This is a genomic window from Candidatus Methanogranum gryphiswaldense (genome assembly GCA_019262145.1).
GTDB lineage: Archaea > Thermoplasmatota > Thermoplasmata > Methanomassiliicoccales > Methanomethylophilaceae > Methanogranum > Methanogranum gryphiswaldense.
The window spans coordinates 1,094,285-1,113,031 of the sequence record CP076745.1 but is presented as its reverse complement, the minus strand read 5'-3'; the positions used below and the strand labels follow the sequence as shown (position 1 = coordinate 1,113,031).

Below are 18,747 nucleotides of genomic sequence, written 5' to 3'. Positions count from 1 at the left end.
GATGTCTGAGAATTGGCAAGCGTTGGTTGACTATTTCTCCGGCGGAATTCCAGGATCGGAATACCTCTGGATCATTGTCATTGTTGCGTTTAGCATCTTCGGATTCTACATTGCAAGAAAGATGGTCTCTAAGATCTGAGACAATAGCAATAAACTGACGGCTCACGCCGTCTTCTTTCTATTTTTGTTTTTATCAATGTTTGGTCAGTTTAGAATTTAGCTATTTTTGAAACATATATTTAAACCCATTAGAATATCAAATACATAAATATATATACTATATTCTTAAGGGTCAAATTATGTTAGAAAAAATTTAAATATATGTATTAAGATAATAAATTATAACTTCGAAAAGATGACGCTTGGAGAGGTGAAGGCCTGTGCATTTCAGGTCAAGGAGAGGAAGAACATGTCAAAAGAGAAGATTCTGGCGGACCTTAAAACCGCAGTCGAAACCTGGAACATCAAGCTGGTCCAGGAGGCAACGCAGAAGGCAGTCGATGAGAAGATCCCAGTGAAGGAGATCGTAGAGTTCGGGCTTGGAAGGGGTATGGAAAGCATCGGAGTTAGATTCGATAGAGCTGAGATCTTCCTACCTCAGGTAGTCGCAGCTTCCAAAACAATGGAAGTAGCACTTAAGATCCTTGAACCATTGATGACAGCTGGAACCGGAGGACTTCGCGGTACAGTAGTAATGGGAACCGTCGAGGGAGATATCCACGAGATTGGAAAGAACGTCTGCTGTGCGATGCTTCGCGGTGCAGGATTCAATGTAATCGATCTCGGACCAGACGTGTCTGCACAGGACTTCCTTGATGCTGCAGAAGATAATGATGCAAAGGTCATTGGAGGATCTGCACTTATGACCACAACGCTCGAAGGACAGAGAGAACTCGTCCTTGCAATCAAAGAAGTAGATGCCCCATACAAGGCAATCTTCGGTGGTGCACCTTGCAGCAAGCAGTGGTGCGATGATATCGGAGCAGATGGATATTCAAAGACCGCTGGTGAGATCGTAGATCTTGTCAAGTCTTTCATGTGAGGTGTTAATTATGGCAGCAACAAGACCACTTACAGTTTACGACGTTTACGACAGATTCGTTAAGGGAAAGAGGGTTCCTGAGAGTGACTGGGATTACACCATCATTCCACAGAATGCAACCGCACTTAAAGAGAAATACAAACTCAACTTCGGAAAGAAAACAATTCCCGAAGACAACAAGACCAAGAACGACCTGTTCCAGGCCGGCCTTGAGATGCTTGTCAACACCGGATATTACTGTCAAGATCTGGGACGTGTTATGAAGGTCACCGAGGAGGAAGTTTGGGAGGGAATAAAGAAAACTCCAACCAAGCTCATACTCGGTGAGGGAAGGGACATTGCCCGTTTCTATCCCAGACATGGAAACAGTCCTGTCAAGCCAATCATACAGGGAGGACCTACTGGATCCCCCATATCAGAGGACATATTCGTGCAGGTCATGCAGTCTTACGCCCAAGAGGCAGTTGTCGATGACCTTGTGAACGGTGTATTGACAACGATCGAGGGACACCCTGCAAAATCAGGAACCCCTTACGAGATACGTGCAACAATGGCAGAACTCCGTGCTACCAAAGAAGCAAGGATAAGGGCCGGACGCCCCGGACTCGGCGTATAGGGACCCGAGACTCCCCTGACAACAGGTGGACGTCTCGTCGCAGACAGCGTAAATGCAGGACACAGGATCACAGATGCACACGAGTGCTCCCAGCTCAATGAGCTCAAGATGGACATGTCCGGATTGAACATGCTCACTGGATGGACAGCAAACGGCGATACCATAATGATCGAGCAGATGCCAATCTTCGGAGGATACACAGGAGGTATCGAGGAGACAGCAATATGCGATGTAGCAACAACATTGGGATCATTTGCACTCTTCAGCGGAAACTTCCACCTTGATGGACCCATCCACATAAGATGGGGAATAACAACTTCCAGAGAAACACTCCAGATAGCGGCACACGCAGCAGCAGCAGTCGATGCGAACACCGACCTCTTGCTCGCAAACCAGTACTATCCGATGGCAGGACCTTGCACAGAGATGTGTCTCATCGAGACAGCAACTCAGGCAATCACAGATACAGGTTCTGGAAGAGAGCTTCTTTCAGGATCCGCAGCCGCAAAGGGTGTGGTTCAGGACAAGACAACTGGAATGGAAGCAAGGGTAATGGGAGAAGCAGCAAGGACAGCTGCCGGAATGAAGGTTTCCGATCTCAATGAGATCATCAACACCCTCGTTTCTGGCTACGAGAAGCACTACAACGATGCACCAGAGGGTAAGACCTTCCGCGAGTGTTATGATGTTGTGACCGTCAAGCCCACTGCTGAGTATTTGGCTGTTTACGATACAGCTCTTGCAACACTCCGTGATGCTGGACTGCACATTAAGCACTGAGTGCTTTGTTCAAACTTTTTACAAAATAACAGTCCACCCCGGGAGGACATTTGGGGGGCTTCGGCCCCTCAAAAAATCTGCTCTGAAGGCATGTAATTTCCTCCAAGATAACATAGATCGAGTGGGTTTCCCGGGACCTAATCATTTTTAATACCATTGTTTTAAATACTAATTGCTTAAAGTGGTTTAGTATTAGAAATACATATTTAATACTTCTGATTTTATATGCATAAAGCTTATATATTTAACTAATCCATATTCTGATTATGACAGCAGCCAGGACTATTGATGTCTTCGAAGCATTCAACAGATTCAACTCTGGCAAAAAGGTCCGTGAGGATACCTGGGACTATGTTACAGTTCCAACCAATGCCATGGTGATGAAAGAGAAGTACAACATCAAATTCGGACCGGGCATAATTCCTGAGGATGAGGACCTTATCGACAGGCTATTCATGGCCGGTGTCGATATGCTCATAACCACTGGCTTTTACAATACGAATCTGGGTAAAGTCCTTACTTTGAGTGAGGATGAAGTATTTGACGGTCTCAAGACGGCTCCCACCAAACTTAAGCTTGGAAAGGGTAAGGACAGGGTTGTCTGTAAATCCAGACACAGAGATTCAAAGAAGAGACCGATCATTCAGGGTGGACCTACCGGGGCACCTGTATCTGAGGAGATATTCCCCTACATGATGCAGAGTTATGCTCAGGAAAGGGGAGTGGACACTTTGGTAAGCGGTGTATTGAACACTGTTAACGGTAATCCTGCCACCACCAACACACCTTGGGAGATAAGAGCTACACTTGCAGAGATCAGGCATGTCAGAGAGGCATGTGCAATGGTCGGGAGACCTGGTATGTCCATATAGGGTCCACAGACACCGCTGTCCGCAGCGGGGCGTCTTTCTTCTGAATTGACCGATTACGGTCTGAACCCCTACGATCTCCACGAGGCATCTCAGTTGAATGAGATGAAGATGGACATGGGAGGGCTCAACATGCTTGCAGGATGGGTATCAAACAATGATACTATTATGATCGAACAAATGCCTATATTTGGAGGATACAGCGGAGGTATCGAGGAGACCGCAATATGCGATGTTGCAACCATGGTCGCATCTTTCGTGCTGTTCAACTGTGATCTGCATTTGGACGGTCCCATTCACATAAGGTGGGGCACTACCACTACAAGGGAGACCCTTCAGGTAGCTGCTCATGCCGCCTGTGCGATAGATGCGAATACGAATCTATTGTTGGGAAATCAATATTACACACTGGCTGGTCCATGTACGGAGATGTGCCTGCTGGAGGTCGCGGCCCAAGCGATCACTGACACCGTATCAGGAAGAGAGCTTGTATCGGGTGCTGCATCTTCTAAAGGTGTGGTAAAGGACAAGACCACAGGAATGGAGGCAAGGATGTTGGGAGAGGCTGCCACAGCAGCGGCTGGTATGGGAACCGCCGATACCAACAAGGTCTTGAACAATGTGGTCAGTATCTACGAGAAGGAGTTCCCCATCCCCCGGCAGGGAAGAGATTCCAAGATTGTTATGATGTGAAAGAGGTCGTGCCTTCCAACGAGTACCTGAAGGTCTACGACAGAGCGCTTGCTACGCTTAGAAAATGCGGTCTCGATATCTGAGGAGATGTATATGGCTGCCTAGGCATTGATGATACGAGTCGCTTAAGGCACTTGTATCAACGATATCGTCGTTCGCATAGAACAATGGGGGACGCTCCGGCGAGCAGCGGGTCTCTAGAACCTAGCCAGCGGGGGTCGACACCCCGGTCTCTCGCCATTTGTTATTGTCAGCGATTCTTGAAGTGATCACCATGGAGTACAAATTTACAGACCCACAGATCCAGCGTCTAAGGGAATTCGGTGACGATCCCCGTGATAATTCGACATTTGAAAGCGAGTCGGAGAGAGACAGAGTCTTCTCGAAGGTAATGTCACAGTTGACCGTAAAGAACGAGAAAGGGATCAAAGAAATGGTCATCAATCCTCGTAAGAACAGATTGGTCCAACTAGAGAACGATCTCGCAGCGGCGCTTATAGCTGAGGGGTTCATAGAAGTACGTACGCCATGTATGATGTCGAAGGCCGCTTTGGCTAAAATGACAATAACTGAAGATCATCCGCTCTACAAACAAGTGTTCTTCATCGATGATAAGAGGTGTCTCAGGCCCATGCTTGCACCAAATCTGTACTATGTCATGAGGAAACTCAGGGACCATACGGATGGTCCGGTGAAGATCTTCGAGATAGGGTCCTGTTTCAGGGCCGAATCGCATAGCAATGATCATCTGGAAGAATTCACCATGCTTAATCTGGTGGATATGGGTCCACAAGGCGATGCGACCGAGAAACTCAAGGGTTACATCGATGTTGTGATGAGAACGGTCGGCATCGATTACACCCTTTCCAGAGAGGAATCCGATGTCTACAAAGAGACGATCGATGTCCTGGTCGATGGGGAGGAAGTATCTTCTGGGGCCGTAGGGCCTCATGTTCTGGACCCTGCACACGATGTACACGAACCATGGTGCGGTGTAGGATTCGGTCTGGAGCGTCTCGTCATGATGAGGGACGGGGACGGAAGTGTGAAGAAGACAGGCAGGAGTCTGAATTATCTTAATGGTTACAAGATAAGTTGAGGTGAGGGTTTGAACGTTTTTCAACTGATCAATGATGCAGAGAAAGGGAAGCAGTTAGATCTTAACGAGGTCATTGCGCTGATCTCAGCATCCGATAAAGAGGAGGTTGATGCCTTATTCTCAGCTGCCAGAAGGGTCAGGGATAGGCGTTTCGGGAACAAGGTTTACATCTACGGATTCGTATACTTTTCTACTTACTGTAAAAATAATTGTGCTTTCTGCTATTACAGGAGTACCAATGAGCTTCCAAGATACAGGAAGACCAAGGAAGAGGTATTGGAATTATCCGCAAGTTTAGAGGATGCCGGTGTCAATCTGGTCGATCTGACGATGGGCGAGGATCCGAGGATGTACGTCAATGGCCACGAGAACCTGATAGATCTTGTCCAGAGCGTAAGGGATACCGTGGATACAGGCATAATGATATCCCCCGGGGCCATCGATAAGGAGGCATTTCCCAAACTGAGAGATGCTGGTGCAGATTGGTTTGCATGCTATCAGGAAACATACAACAGGGATCTGTTCCAAAATCTGAGATTGGAACAGGACTATCAGAACAGGATAGATCAAAGGATCTGGGCAAAACAAGCAGGAATTCTCACCGAGGACGGTATGCTTGTCGGAATGGGCGAGACACCTCGTGATAGAGCGGAAGCGATCCTTTGCATGGGCGGATTGGGTTGTGAGCAGATACGTGCGATGACCTTTGTTCCTCAGGCAGGCACTCCGATGCAGGGGTTGGTCCCTCAGGATTCCACAGAGGAATTGAAGGCTATAGCGGTCATGAGATTGCTCTTCCAGGATCGTTTGATACCGGCCAGTTTGGATGTCGAGGGCATAGCTGGTCTGAAGACAAGGATAGATGCAGGGGCTAACGTGATCACTTCCATCATTCCACCGCACCAGGAATTGGCCGGTGTTGCACAACCAGAACTGAATATCGACGACGGACATCGTTCCGTCGATTATGTCATCGAAATGCTAGAGAACATGGGAAGACATGTTGCCAGTAATTCGGAGTATAGATCGTTCCTTACAGAACACGAATCGAAGCTGAGGAGAGAGTAGGATGAAGATCGGCATTGTTGGGGGGGCCCTTCAGGGGATGGAAGCAGTATTCCTTTCCAAGAAGGCAGGATTTGAGACTGTGGTCCTAGATAGGAAAACATCGGCACCAGCGTCTTCGTTGGCCGATGAGTTTGTTCATTGTAATATTTTGAAGGACCCAGAACAGGCCAAGAGAACATTCTCGGATTGTGATGTGGTAATACCAGCGTTCGAAGAGTTGGATGGATTACAGCTTTTGAATAAGATCGTTCCCGAGACAGGGAAACCATTTCTCTTCGATATGCATTCATACGAGATATCATGCTCCAAGGAAAGGTCCAATCAAATTATGGCTGAGTTGGGAGTGCCTCTTCCCCAACCATGGCCCGAGTGCGGTTATCCAATAGTTGTCAAGCCCTCCTCACAGAGTGGCAGTATCGGTGTAAATGTTGCAAATAACGAGGATGAGAGACACAAGGCATTGAAGGTCGTCGAGAAGTTGAACGATACTCCGATACAACAGGAGTTCGTATCCGGGAAGAGCGTTTCGATAGAGGTCATAGGAAACGGGAGTTCTTCCAGGGCATATGTCACGACCGAAGTGGTCCTAGACTACAACTACGATTGCAAGATGGTAGTATGCGAACCTAATATCCTTAGCGACGAGGACAATATCATTTTTGATAGGATCGGCACAGATATTGCGGACAATATAGGTCTCCGTGCATTGATGGATGTAGAGGCCATATACACAAAGAAAGGACTCCGCGTACTGGAGATCGATGCCAGGATACCAAGTCAGACGCCAGCTGCCATTCAGGCGGCCACAGGTATCAATCTGTTGGAGGAGCTTGTCCATTCGGCCCTTGGAGAAAAAACAGGCAGATACAATTCTGGCGGATGTTCTGTCTATGAGCATTATGTCATTCGCGATGGCAATCTCTACACGTGCGGTGAGAAGGAATTCGGTCATGTTGATATGCCGTATATCGTCGAGGGGATGTTCGGTGCCGATGATGTGATAACCGATTACATGCCTGGAAGGAACGAGTGGAGGGCCACAGTGATAAATCACGGTAAGAATTCCTCAGATGTATTGGTCAAGAGGAAGGAATTCATCAACAAGGTCATGAGCGAATGCGAACTCGATGAATATGTGGACAGGTCTCCGGAGATGATCTGATGACCAGACTTACAGATGATGACGTGAGGGGCATATCAGAGTCATTGGAAAGCGTTAGCCAGATGTTGGTACGCTGTTCTAATATGACAACGAAGGAGATGGCATGTGACGCGGTCGCGATAACACCTGATTCCATAGATCTGCAGGATTATAACATCGGTGTGGTGCCTATAACCTCAGGAATGGGCGTCATAACAAGGTTCTCGGAATCTGTGGCAGATATATGCCGTGCTCTGGGAATGGATGCATTCGTTACATCCGGTTATGATGTAACGGGATTGGCAGAAGCATTGGCCAAAGATGCCAATATAGTATTTCTTGCGGACGATTACGAATTTATCGCGTATAATACAAAAGCAAGGAAATATTCCAACAATTCGTTCTGTACAGCAGCGGGATACGTTGCTGCCCTGAATGGAGCTTCCAAGGGACTGATGGGAAAGACCGTCCTTGTGTTGGGGGCCGGAAGAGTAGGAAGCAGGGCCGCAGGTTTGCTTTTGGCAAGAGGTGCCAATGTTGTCGTGGCGGACATAGATGGGGAGAAAGCAGGTAAGGTCGCCAGATCCAATCCTGGTATCACGGTCGCAGACAATATAGAAAGTGCGATCTCATCGCACGATCTGATATTCAACGCATCCCCGGCCCATATCGACAGTCGGAATATCAGAAAGGGGGCGATCATATCGTCTCCCGGAGTGCCACATACATTTGATGATGAGGCTTATTCAAAGGCAACGATAATTCACGATCCTTTGGACATTGGAGTATCGGTCATGGCAGTGCAAAGTGCATCATTCTCATGCCCTGACAAGAAGAAGTGTAGGAGATGAAAACATGACAGACTATTGTATTGCATTGGATATAGGGACAAGCGGTCTTCGGTGTCAGGCCATTGATATGGGCACAGGAGAGACACTTGCGACATCGATCACACAGCGTCATCCGATACCTGGCATGAACGTCATAGACCATGTGAATTTCGCGATCCAATCCGGAGAGGATGTCGCGAACGGATTGATAATCGGTGCGGTGAATCAACTCTTCTCGACACTCGGTATCGATCTCTCCAAAGTAAGGAGGGTCGGTGTAAGCGGCAACACATTCCAATTGTCGCTTTTTGAAAATATAGAGATCAGGGACCTTGCATACGCGGGAAAGAATATGCTGAAGGACCTCGGGGTCGTTCCTCCGGAAAGAAATGGAAAGGTCCTTAAAGCATCCGATCTCGGTATAGTCGGTATGCCGGATGCGGAACTTGTAATACCCCCGGCCGTGACGCATGAGATTGGTGCGGATGCCATTGCAATGCTGAAGATGACCAACATCCTCAGTGAGAAGGAGCCTGTCATTGTAGTGGACTACGGTACCAATGCAGAGATGGCGCTCATAGTGAATGGAAAGATATTCACAGGTTCTGCAGCAGCAGGGCCCGCTCTTGAAGGACAGCAGATAGAGAAAGGTATGTTGGCCGCTCCGGGAGCCATATGTGATGTGGACATAACCAAAGATGGATGGAAATGCACGGTCCTGGATGATGCCATGGTAGAGAGGATAGGAGATACTGTCGATCCTAAAACAGGTAAACCCGTAGAGAAGGGAAAGATGAACTGTCGGGCAATAGGTGTCACCGGAACAGGGGTCGTAGCGACTCTGTATTGTGGTATGGAGACAGGGCTCATCGATACTCCTAAGATACTCACACCTGATGGGAAGATCCATCTTCAGGATGACATCTGCATATCATCGGCCGATGTGGACGAGGCAGGCAAGGCAATAGGTGCCTTACGTGCTGGATTCCTTACGCTCTTGCATGAGGCTGGATTATGGACAGGCGATGTTAAGAAAGCGTACATGTCGGGAGCATCAGGTCTCTATGTGGATGCCGCTAAGGCAATGAAGATCGGAATGGTAGTACCCGGTGCTGAGCACATCGTGCAGTTCGGTAATACCTCCATTGAAATGGCGAGAGAGATCGCGATGGGAAAGATGGATCTCGACGATCTACGCGAATTCGCCAAGAAACTCAGGGCCACTCATGTCATGTTCGCAACCTCGGAAACATTCAAAAATATCTATTCGATAGAATACTCCCTTTGGTGCACCGGGATGCCAGCATCCGAATACAACAACATGTTGGACATTTACAATCTGCCTCCTCTGTCTGAACCGACCAAGAAGCTCGTTGTAGAGAGGCTTGCACGTACCGATCTTCCGGATACCGAGAATCGCAAGGTGAACATACTCGAGGATTCGGGGACGATCATCATGGGCGAGGTCAAGGATTGCACATTATGCGGACACTGTATCAAGGCTTGTCCTGAAAATGCCCTGTCCATAATCCGTGAGGAAGGAAAGGTATATGCTAAGGTCAAGTCCGACAGATGTGCGGGCACTGCTTGCAGACGTTGTGAAAGAGCGTGTAAACAAGGGGTTCTAAATCTTAGATATTTCACAATACCTGGTTGATTCAAATTGGGGGCCACCCCCAATCCTTTTTGTACAATAGTATTAAAACAATTCACAGTTGTTATCACAATGTGGGTAACGATCCTAGCGTTTCAAAAAGTTCATCCAAAGAAAGATGGATCCTGATCAGTATTGTATTGGGAACGTTCATGGCTTCTTTGGATGTCACGATAGTCGCTGTAGCTTTGCCCACGATAGAACACGATTTTACGGTCTCCGGTCCGGCTAGCGATGTATCATGGATATTGATCGGATACACTTTGTCATTGTGTTGTTTTATTTTGTTGTGGGGAAAGTTAGGGACTAATTATGGTTACAAGAGACTTTTTCTTTTTGGTGTAATCATTTTTGCTGGAATGTCGTTGACCATAGGAGTTTTCGGTGTTTTGAAAATAGGTGGCCTCAACATCATCATACTGCTGAGAATGTTGCAAGGCCTAGGCGCAGGCATGATCACGGCGATGGGACTTGCCATGGTATCATCATATCTTCCCAACATACGAGGAAAAGCGGTCGGAACGATAACATTAGCATCCTCAGTCGGGTTGGCCTTCGGCCCAGTAATAGGTGGTTTTCTTTGTCAATTCCATTGGTCGTTCATATTCTTCATCAATGTTCCGATAGGTTTGCTTTGCATTCTTTTGTCCGTAAAAAGTATGGCCAATGTCAAGGAGGAACGCGGGGAGAAGCAGAAACTGGACGGTTTGGGTGTCGTTTTCATGGTCATAATGTTGTTCTCGTTCATTTATTATCTAAATACGGCGAATAACAGTGGGTGGTTTTCTGATGAGAATGTTGTCATCCTATCAACAGCGTTCATATTCACTGGATTGTTGATATGGTGGGAACAGAGAGTAGACAGTCCAATCATATCGGTCAGGATAATGAAGATAAAGGATGTGGTTGGCAGTAACGCGGTCAATCTGTTGATCTGTGCTGCGTTCTCAGGGTCGTATTTCCTGTTACCTTATTATCTTGAGACAGTAAGAGGATATTCAACAGTGGACATGGGTCTGATTCTGGTGGCGACATCGATAGGGATGATGGTGGTCGGTCCAACAGTAGGAAAGATCTCAGATAAGACAGGTATCAATAACAGGATGTCGTCGATAGGTTGTTTGATATCGGCATTCAGTTTCTTATTGATGATCCGTTTTGATGAATATACATCGCTTTTATACATTATTTTTACATTATTTTTGATGGGAGTGGGTATCGGAATGGGGTTGGTTGCCACCACCAATCTTATATTGGGGTATTCAGAACATAACGAAGAAGGTTCCATGTCATCAATAATCAATATGTTCAGGCAAGCAGGAAGTTCAGTCGGTGTCGCAGTTCTTGGTGCGGTATTCACTGCAAGCATAGCTGCGTCATTTGTATTGAATGGCAGTATGGTCAGTGCATTCAAACCGGCATTCTTTGTTGCATGTGTACTGTGTTTCCTCGCATTTGTGTTTTCGATGGTCTTAAAAGATAAGAAGGTCAGGGACGCAGAGTCTACGAAATGATGCTGGAAACAAGAAGCATATCTTATACAAACGAGTAAAGTACTTAGAGAGATGATTATAATTTTATGCTCTTTTAATCATTAAAACCAAGAAAAGCATTATTTCTATTTTTGATCTTAACACTTTTAGGTCATATTAGTGATGATTCAGTGTCGATTATTTTCCTCATTGTACAATATAATTAAATCCATTCAAATCTGTTATCACATTATGGGCAGTGATCCAAACATTTCCAAGATCTCATCCAAAGAAAAATGGATTTTGATCAGTATAGTATTAGGAACGTTCATGGCATCTTTGGATGCTACGATTGTCTCGGTGGCTTTGCCAACGATAAGGTCCGATCTGAATCTTGGTAATCTGTCCAGTGATGTCTCTTGGATTTTGATTGGATATACGCTCTCATTATGTTGTTTCATACTTCTTTGGGGGAAATTAGGGACCAATCTTGGATACAAGAAACTGTTCATTTTAGGTATTGGCATATTTGCAGGAATGTCTTTGATAATCGGTCTAACAGGGACTATGAAGATAGGTGGTGATGGACAAACCACATTGTTCATATTGATCGCCCTAAGGATCATACAAGGTCTGGGTGCAGGTATGATAATGGCAATGGGATTGGCAATGATCACATCATATCTGCCCGGTATAAGAGGGAAAGCTGTGGGTGCGATCACTTTAGCCTCATCAGTTGGAACAGCCTGCGGCCCAGTAATAGGGGGGATTCTCTGTCAGTTCGATTGGTCCTATATATTCTTCATAAACGTTCCTGTCGGAATCGTTTGTATTCTGATGTCTTTGAAGAGTATGGCCAATGTTAATGAGGTACGCGATAATAAGCAGAAGTCGGACGTCGTCGGTGTGATCTTAATGGTCATAATGATGTTCTCACTGATCTATTATCTCAACACAGCTCGTACCAATGGCGGATGGTTCTCTAATGGAAATCTTGCCCTTCTTGCTTCTGCATTTATATTTGCAGGATTGTTGGTATGGTGGGAGCAGAGGGCAAAAGACCCGCTCATATCTCTCAGGATCATGAGGATCAAGGATGTCGTTGGTAGCAACTTGGTCAATCTGTTGATCTTCGCTGCTGTTGCTGGATCCTATTTACTGTTGCCTTATTATCTGGAATATGTAAAGGGTTATTCAACAGTGGACATGGGCCTTATACTTGTGGCCAACTCAATAGGAATGATGGTCGTCGGTCCAACTGTAGGGAAGATCTCAGACAAGACTGGCATAAATAACAAGATGTTATCGATCGGATGTCTTGTATCAGCTTTAGGCTTCCTCATGATGATCCATTTCAATGAAGGGACATCATTAATGTTTATCCTGATAACATTGTTCATAATGGGTGCAGGTGTAGGAACCAGTTTGGTCGCTTCCACCAATCTCAGTTTGAGCTATTCTCAAACCAATGAGGAGGGTTTGATGTCTTCGATAATCAATACATTCAGACAGGCAGGGAGTTCTGTCGGTGTTGCGATCATCGAGTCGATATTCGCCGCAGGTATAATCTTGCCGATGGTGCTGCCCGGAAGTATAGTTGATGCTTTCAAGCCAGCATTCTTCGTTGCATGTTTGTTATGCCTATGTGCATTCTTGATCTCCACGTTCTTGAAGGATAAGAAAATAAGAGATTCAATGTCAGTAAACTGAGGGGAAACCCTCTTTTTAATTAATTTTCTTATTTTTCTTTTTAAAATTCATTTTTTGATGTTTTTATGTTTTTGAATGTATTTTATTATACATCAATATCCAATTAAATACATATACTTGGTCTGTACTAACATCATGTGTTGAATATGACCGATGAAAGATATGGATTGAACAAGGAATTGGCCCAGATGTTGAAAGGTGGCGTGATAATGGATGTGACAAATCCTGAACAGGCAAAGATCGCAGAGAAAGCGGGGGCTTGCGCTGTCATGGCACTTGAGAGGATACCTGCCGATATCCGTGCTGCAGGAGGGGTCTCTAGAATGAGCGATCCCAAAATGATCAAAGGCATACAGGAAGCGGTCTCCATACCCGTGATGGCAAAGGTACGCATAGGTCATTTTGTTGAGGCCCAGATCCTTGAAGCTATCGAGATAGACTACATAGATGAGAGCGAGGTTCTTTCTCCAGCTGATGATGTGTATCATATCGACAAAACAAAATTCAAGGTTCCATTCGTATGCGGTGCAAGGGATCTAGGAGAAGCCTTAAGGCGCATATCCGAGGGCGCATCCATGATCAGGACGAAAGGAGAACCAGGTACGGGAGACATAATTCAGGCCGTCAGGCACATGAGGGCCATGAATTCTGAGATCAGGAGAGTGGTGGGCACATCTGAGGATGAGCTCTACGAGTCTGCAAAACAATTACAGGTACCGTTGGACCTTGTGAGATATGTTCATCAGAATGGCAGACTTCCAGTTGTAAATTTTGCAGCTGGAGGAATTGCGACCCCTGCCGATGCGGCATTGATGATGCAATTAGGAGCAGAGGGAGTTTTCGTCGGTTCAGGTATATTCAAATCAGGGGATCCGGCCAAGCGCGCATCCGCTATCGTGAAAGCGGTCACGAATTATAATGACCCTGCGATCCTGGCAGAACTTTCTGAAGACCTCGGACAGGCCATGGTCGGCATCAACGAGCAAGAGATAAAAACGATAATGGCGGAACGTGGACAATGAGGATCGGTGTTCTTGCCGTCCAGGGTGCATTTGCAGAGCACGAATCCATGCTCGATAGATTGGATCAAGAGCATTTCCAGATCAGGAAACCTTCGGATCTAGAAAAAAACATGGACGGCCTCATAATACCTGGCGGCGAGAGCACAGTGATCGGAAAACTCCTTACTGACCTTGGGATGCTGGATGACATCAGACAGAGGATCATCGACGGACTACCGGTCTTTGGTACATGTGCGGGTCTGATCCTTCTTTCTGATACCATCATCAATGATGACAGAAGGTATCTTGGTACGTTTCCAATGAGTGTTAGGCGCAATGCATTTGGTAGGCAACTCGGGAGCTTTTTCACAGTATCTAATTTTGACGATCTGGGAATGATACCTATGGAGTTCATTAGAGCACCAGTCATAGAATCGGTAGGTGAGGGTGTCACCATTCTTTCTGTGTATAATGGTAAGATCGTTGCCGCAAGGTTCAAAAATCAATTGGTAACGGCATTCCATCCTGAATTAACCGATGATCTGAAAGTTCATAGGTATTTTTTGAGTTTAATCAATAATATTTAAATATATCTATTTAAAAAGACTGGTGTACTGTTATCGTATTTATATTTATTTATTATTATAGTTCTTTTATAACATTTTTATTTAATTATTTGTATGATATCTTATTTTGTCAATGCAATTCATAAAAATTTTCTTTAACAATATCATCTATATATAGGGTAAGAAAACTTAACAGCTATTTAGAAATCAGTCAGTAAATCAAAATATTAACTGACTGGCACAGAGATGTTAAAGATGTCAAACGAGCAAGTATTATTTCCTTTCGTGCGTGTAGTAGGTCAGGAAAAAATGAAGAATGCGCTTCTTCTGAATATCGTAGATCCAAGCATAGGTGGAGTTTTGATCAAAGGAGAGAAGGGGACGGCAAAATCCACAGCGGTTAGATCATTGGCACAGATCCTTCCTCCGATCCAAGCAGTTAAGGGGTGTCTTTTCCACTGCGATCCAAGATATCCAAAGAGGATGTGTATACAGTGCCGTGAAAGAATGGCGAAAGGAGAGGTCTTTGAATCAATAGTACTTCCAATGAGTGTTGTCGAACTTCCATTGAGCGCAACCGAGGACCGTATATCTGGAACATTAGATCTGGAACATGTGTTGAAGACCGGTGAGAAGAAGTTTGAACCAGGTGTATTGGCACAGGCAAACGGTAATCTCCTTTATGTCGATGAGGTCAATCTATTGGACGACCACATTGTGGATCTTCTTTTGGATTCTGCAGCGATGGGAACGAATTATGTTGAGAGAGAGGGGGTTTCTTTTTCACACCCTGCAAAATTCATTTTGGTCGGGACAATGAATCCTGAAGAAGGAAGTCTGAGACCTCAACTTCTTGATAGATTTGGGTTATCTGTTGATGTTGAGGGTGAGAAGGACGTACAGACCAGAATGGAGGTCATTAGGCGTAGGATGCAGTTCGATCTTGATCCTGAGGCATATCTGGCACAATATCAGAAAGACACTGATGTACTCCGCAACAAGATCATCAAGGCAAGGGAATTATTACCTAATGTAAAGATAAGCGACGATCTTGTGCACGATGTGGTCATGGTGTCGATACATTTCGGCATGGAAGGTCACAGAGCAGATATAACCATGATGCGGACAGCTAAGGCCAATGCGGCTCTCGAGGGAAGGACAGAAGTGACCAAAGAGGACATTCGTCAAACAGCATCACTGGTAATTTCCCATCGTTTGAAGAGACGTGCATTCGAGGAGGTAATCTTCGATCACAAGGAGTTGGATATATGTCTGGGCTATTGAGCCCTGCTAATTTTTCATTCTCGGCCGTATTCGGTATGGAACAAGTGAAAAAAGCTCTACTGTGTTCTGTAGTGAATCCTAGGATCAAAGGAATATTGATCAAGGGAAATTCAGGTACCGGTAAGACCATGGTGGCCCGTTCTCTCGGGAACATATCTGGTAAGAGCATTGTCAATGTTCCGTTGAATGTGACAGATGAACAGCTTTTTGGTTGTTTGAACATCGAGATGGCCATAAAAGAAGGAAAGATAGTATTGGAAGAAGGTCTGATGAGTCGTGCAGATGGTAATTTTCTTTACATGGACGATGTCAATCTATTCGAACAAAGAATGTTGAGTTCAGTGGTGGATTCGGTATTGATTGGCAAGGTCAAAGTGGAAAGAGAGAATCTTTCCACATCATATGCATGCAATACGACGCTCATAGGGACAATGAACATCAATGACTGTTATTTGAATCCAAGGGTCATGGATTGTTTCGACATATGTGTCAATGCCGATTTTCCGGAGGATCAGGATGGAAGACAAGAGGTACTAAGACGGAATTTGGATTTTGAGAAGGATCCAGACGCATTTTTAAATACATATTCTAAGCAAGAGAGTACCCTTTCAAAGACAATATCGGATGCAAAGGTCCTGCTCAAGGGAATAAGGTTGACAGAAGATAATATATCAAACATAGCCAAAATATGTGCCAGTATGGATATTGATGGTCTTCGCGGAGACATCTCTGTCATGAATGTTTCAATGACCCTGGCGGCCCTCGAAGGACGCTCATTTGTAGATACAGAGGATATCGAGAACGCATCATTACTATGTCTCGCCCACAGACGTAAAGTGAAAAAAGGTCGCAGGGTAGACAATCAGAAAAAAGTGGAACATGATATTCTAGGTTGTGGAGAATCGCACATCAAGAGAGCCATACACGATGACTCAGATAGAGAACGTATGGCCGTATCAGAGACCCAGCCAGATAATGAAGGGGACGAGTCAGAGGGATCGGCGATAAAGCCCATCGAGATAGAAGATGTGATAACAAAGATCGGCGAGACATTTGATGCCATAGATCTTTTTGAGAATGAAATAGGAAAGGCTCACGGTTCTGCTGAGGATAAGGGAAAAAGATCCTTCATGAAAAGCAATTGCAGAAGTGGAAGGTATGTAGGTTCTAGGGTGACCGATGATAAGAATCCAGATCTGGCATTTGATGCTACCGTTCGTGCGGCAGCGGTGTATCAGGTCAAGCGCCATCAGGGCCTTGAAGCCGATATGGCAGTTATAATCGAAAAACAGGATCTGAGGGAAAGGGTAAGAGAGGTAAGAAGCTCATCAACTTTCCTTTTTGCGGTGGATACAAGTGGTTCATTGATAATTCGTAATAGGATGATGGCTGTAAAAGGAGCAATATTGTCTTTACTCAAGCAGCATTATGTGAAAAGGGATCGTGTGGGATTCATGACATTCAATTCTACGGCCATACAGATGCTTCTGCCACCTACGAAATCCGTTGAGTGCATATACGGTCTTTTGGACAATCTTCCTGTTGGCAGAAGGACCCCAATGTCGGCGGCGTTACTGTATATGAATAATTACATGACAGTTTTCACTAAAAGGCACAAGGACGAGAAGTGCTACGTCATTCTTGTCACCGATGGCAATTCGAACGTATGTCTTGACCCCGACGATGAGGTCACAGACCCAGTCGATGAAGCATTGGGAATAGCTTTGAAGATCAACATCCCCAATGTTCATTGGATACTAATTGATTCGGAGAATTCATACTCTATGACCCACAACGCCCAAAAATTCGCCAAGAACCTAAAAGCGAGTTATTATTCGCTTGAGGATCTGAAGGCTGACCCTTCTGGTTGAATCTTGATCTATCTTTATCATTGAAATCGGGGCCAAGTTTGATCTTCTCTGCCATTTTGGCCCCGGAATAATATGCTTTCTTTAGATCTTCTGGGAATTGTGTATCTCTGTATTTGGCCTTATCAGATTCATCGAATACGCCGGTATGGTATCTTCCGTAATTGTCGAATTGATATGTGTAATAAGCGCATATGCGTTCTGGTTTGGAGAATACGATGTCAATGTAATTTTCCATGGTTTCCCATGCGAGCGGGTAGTTGTATTTTATTGAATCTTCTTCAGTGGCGTTCATGGTGTATATGAACGCTGTTGGCATTTTTTTGTTGGTAAGTATCTTGTAATCCTGTTCATAACTGAGTTGCGGGTATAACAATCGTTCCAAAAAGCAAAGCATTTGTCCTGTTATATTGCTGAAATATATCGGAGAACCGAAAACGAGACCATCTGCGTTGCAGGTCCTTTCAATTATTTCGCTGACATCATCATTCAATGCACATTTGCCATATGTGTCGGGGTCTTTTCTCTTACAGGCAAAGCAACTTGTGCATCCGCGTATGTTATAGTCGAATAGGTCGATCCTTTCGGTTTCGAAGTCTCCCATGTCATTGACCCCATTTAAGAAACTGTCAAGCATAGAGGCCGTGTTCTTGTTCCTTCTTGGACTTCCGTTTATCGCGAATACCTTGTGCATCGGGTTGTGTACTTTATTTATCATTATATAATATTTATCTCTGATTAGAGTATCTGGCCAGAATCATATTTAACACCAGTATAAATTGAAAAATTTATGTTTTTAGCTTTTAATTTATATATCTCGTTACATATTATTGTCATATGGCAAAATTCTGCAAAAAGTGCGGCACTCTCATGTCGGATGATGAGCGTTTTTGTCCCAAGTGCGGTGCATCGGGAGGTTCAAAGGTCCCGACGAACTCTGTCGTACGGATGGGCGCGATCAAAGGCAAGATGGTATCTCTGGGAGTTGCTCTGGTCGTTATAATTTTGGGTCTGATATATTTCGCACTTTTGAGATGAGTGTAAATAATCTAGA

At 45.1% G+C, this 18,747-nt stretch carries 15 protein-coding genes and 2 pseudogenes; 16 read left to right on the top strand and 1 reads right to left on the bottom strand.

The features are described from left to right. Window position 1: 1 nt before the first annotated feature. The 15 genes and pseudogenes from KRP56_05645 to KRP56_05575 all read left to right on the top strand — a co-directional run bounded on the left by KRP56_05645 (window position 2) and on the right by KRP56_05575 (window position 17,696). Window positions 2-139 (top strand): hypothetical protein, encoded by a 138-nt coding sequence (locus KRP56_05645; GenBank protein UAL07319.1) that lies wholly within the window; start codon window positions 2-4, stop codon window positions 137-139. 270 nt (window positions 140-409) lie between these two features. After that, a complete protein-coding gene (locus tag KRP56_05640; protein UAL08474.1) occupies window positions 410-1,042 on the top strand; it encodes a cobalamin-dependent protein in 633 nt (210 codons plus the stop codon). Window positions 1,043-1,052: 10 nt separating this feature from the next. After that, a pseudogene (locus KRP56_05635) lies at window positions 1,053-2,438 on the top strand (monomethylamine:corrinoid methyltransferase). A gap of 266 nt (window positions 2,439-2,704) precedes the next feature. Then, window positions 2,705-4,083 (top strand): annotated as a pseudogene (locus KRP56_05630) (monomethylamine:corrinoid methyltransferase). 191 nt (window positions 4,084-4,274) lie between these two features. Beyond that, on the top strand, window positions 4,275-5,099 hold the full coding sequence (locus KRP56_05625; protein ID UAL07318.1) for a hypothetical protein: 825 nt from the start codon (window positions 4,275-4,277) through the stop codon (window positions 5,097-5,099). Window positions 5,100-5,108: 9 nt separating this feature from the next. Then, window positions 5,109-6,167, top strand: a complete 1,059-nt coding sequence (gene pylB / locus KRP56_05620) for a methylornithine synthase PylB (GenBank protein ID UAL07317.1) — start codon at window positions 5,109-5,111, stop codon at window positions 6,165-6,167. A gap of 7 nt (window positions 6,168-6,174) precedes the next feature. Then, entirely contained in the window at window positions 6,175-7,329 is a 1,155-nt protein-coding gene (pylC, locus tag KRP56_05615; GenBank protein ID UAL08473.1) for a 3-methylornithine--L-lysine ligase PylC, read from the top strand. Then, entirely contained in the window at window positions 7,329-8,159 is an 831-nt protein-coding gene (gene pylD / locus KRP56_05610; GenBank protein UAL07316.1) for a 3-methylornithyl-N6-L-lysine dehydrogenase PylD, read from the top strand. The genes pylC and pylD overlap by 1 nt, the downstream gene beginning before the upstream one ends. 4 nt (window positions 8,160-8,163) lie before the next feature. Beyond that, on the top strand, window positions 8,164-9,795 hold the full coding sequence (locus KRP56_05605; protein ID UAL07315.1) for a methylamine methyltransferase corrinoid protein reductive activase: 1,632 nt from the start codon (window positions 8,164-8,166) through the stop codon (window positions 9,793-9,795). A 71-nt stretch (window positions 9,796-9,866) separates the two neighbouring features. Beyond that, window positions 9,867-11,306 carry an MFS transporter gene (locus KRP56_05600; protein UAL07314.1) on the top strand — a complete coding sequence of 480 codons (1,440 nt, stop codon included), beginning with the start codon at window positions 9,867-9,869 and terminating at the stop codon, window positions 11,304-11,306. A gap of 210 nt (window positions 11,307-11,516) precedes the next feature. Continuing rightward, a complete protein-coding gene (locus KRP56_05595) occupies window positions 11,517-12,974 on the top strand; it encodes an MFS transporter (GenBank protein ID UAL07313.1) in 1,458 nt (485 codons plus the stop codon). A gap of 146 nt (window positions 12,975-13,120) precedes the next feature. After that, entirely contained in the window at window positions 13,121-13,996 is an 876-nt protein-coding gene (pdxS, locus tag KRP56_05590) for a pyridoxal 5'-phosphate synthase lyase subunit PdxS (protein ID UAL07312.1), read from the top strand. Further along, on the top strand, window positions 13,993-14,562 hold the full coding sequence (pdxT, locus tag KRP56_05585; protein ID UAL07311.1) for a pyridoxal 5'-phosphate synthase glutaminase subunit PdxT: 570 nt from the start codon (window positions 13,993-13,995) through the stop codon (window positions 14,560-14,562). Before pdxS ends, pdxT begins: the two co-directional genes overlap by 4 nt. A gap of 234 nt (window positions 14,563-14,796) precedes the next feature. Further along, window positions 14,797-15,825, top strand: a complete 1,029-nt coding sequence (locus KRP56_05580; GenBank protein UAL07310.1) for an ATP-binding protein — start codon at window positions 14,797-14,799, stop codon at window positions 15,823-15,825. Then, window positions 15,810-17,696, top strand: coding sequence for a VWA domain-containing protein (locus tag KRP56_05575; GenBank protein ID UAL07309.1), 1,887 nt, complete (start codon window positions 15,810-15,812; stop codon window positions 17,694-17,696). Before KRP56_05580 ends, KRP56_05575 begins: the two co-directional genes overlap by 16 nt. Here the strand turns inward: KRP56_05575 and KRP56_05570 are convergent. Continuing rightward, on the bottom strand, window positions 17,608-18,387 hold the full coding sequence (locus tag KRP56_05570; protein UAL07308.1) for a flavodoxin family protein: 780 nt from the start codon (window positions 18,385-18,387) through the stop codon (window positions 17,608-17,610). The two genes, KRP56_05575 and KRP56_05570, sit on opposite strands and share 89 nt — an antisense overlap. Before the next feature lie 143 nt (window positions 18,388-18,530). Here KRP56_05570 and KRP56_05565 point away from each other — a divergent pair, with 143 nt between their 5' ends. Further along, window positions 18,531-18,731 carry a zinc-ribbon domain-containing protein gene (locus tag KRP56_05565; GenBank protein UAL07307.1) on the top strand — a complete coding sequence of 67 codons (201 nt, stop codon included), beginning with the start codon at window positions 18,531-18,533 and terminating at the stop codon, window positions 18,729-18,731. Window positions 18,732-18,747: the final 16 nt, after the last annotated feature.

Coding starts and splice junctions, on each gene's coding strand:
- pylD (UAL07316.1), top strand. CDS start 7,329: ATGACCAGACTTACAGATGATGACGTGAGGGGCATATCAGAGTCATTG.
- KRP56_05625 (UAL07318.1), top strand. CDS start 4,275: ATGGAGTACAAATTTACAGACCCACAGATCCAGCGTCTAAGGGAATTC.
- KRP56_05570 (UAL07308.1), bottom strand. CDS start 18,387: ATGCACAAGGTATTCGCGATAAACGGAAGTCCAAGAAGGAACAAGAAC.
- KRP56_05640 (UAL08474.1), top strand. CDS start 410: ATGTCAAAAGAGAAGATTCTGGCGGACCTTAAAACCGCAGTCGAAACC.
- KRP56_05605 (UAL07315.1), top strand. CDS start 8,164: ATGACAGACTATTGTATTGCATTGGATATAGGGACAAGCGGTCTTCGG.
- pdxT (UAL07311.1), top strand. CDS start 13,993: ATGAGGATCGGTGTTCTTGCCGTCCAGGGTGCATTTGCAGAGCACGAA.
- KRP56_05595 (UAL07313.1), top strand. CDS start 11,517: ATGGGCAGTGATCCAAACATTTCCAAGATCTCATCCAAAGAAAAATGG.
- KRP56_05565 (UAL07307.1), top strand. CDS start 18,531: ATGGCAAAATTCTGCAAAAAGTGCGGCACTCTCATGTCGGATGATGAG.
- KRP56_05580 (UAL07310.1), top strand. CDS start 14,797: ATGTCAAACGAGCAAGTATTATTTCCTTTCGTGCGTGTAGTAGGTCAG.
- KRP56_05645 (UAL07319.1), top strand. CDS start 2: ATGTCTGAGAATTGGCAAGCGTTGGTTGACTATTTCTCCGGCGGAATT.
- KRP56_05575 (UAL07309.1), top strand. CDS start 15,810: ATGTCTGGGCTATTGAGCCCTGCTAATTTTTCATTCTCGGCCGTATTC.
- pdxS (UAL07312.1), top strand. CDS start 13,121: ATGACCGATGAAAGATATGGATTGAACAAGGAATTGGCCCAGATGTTG.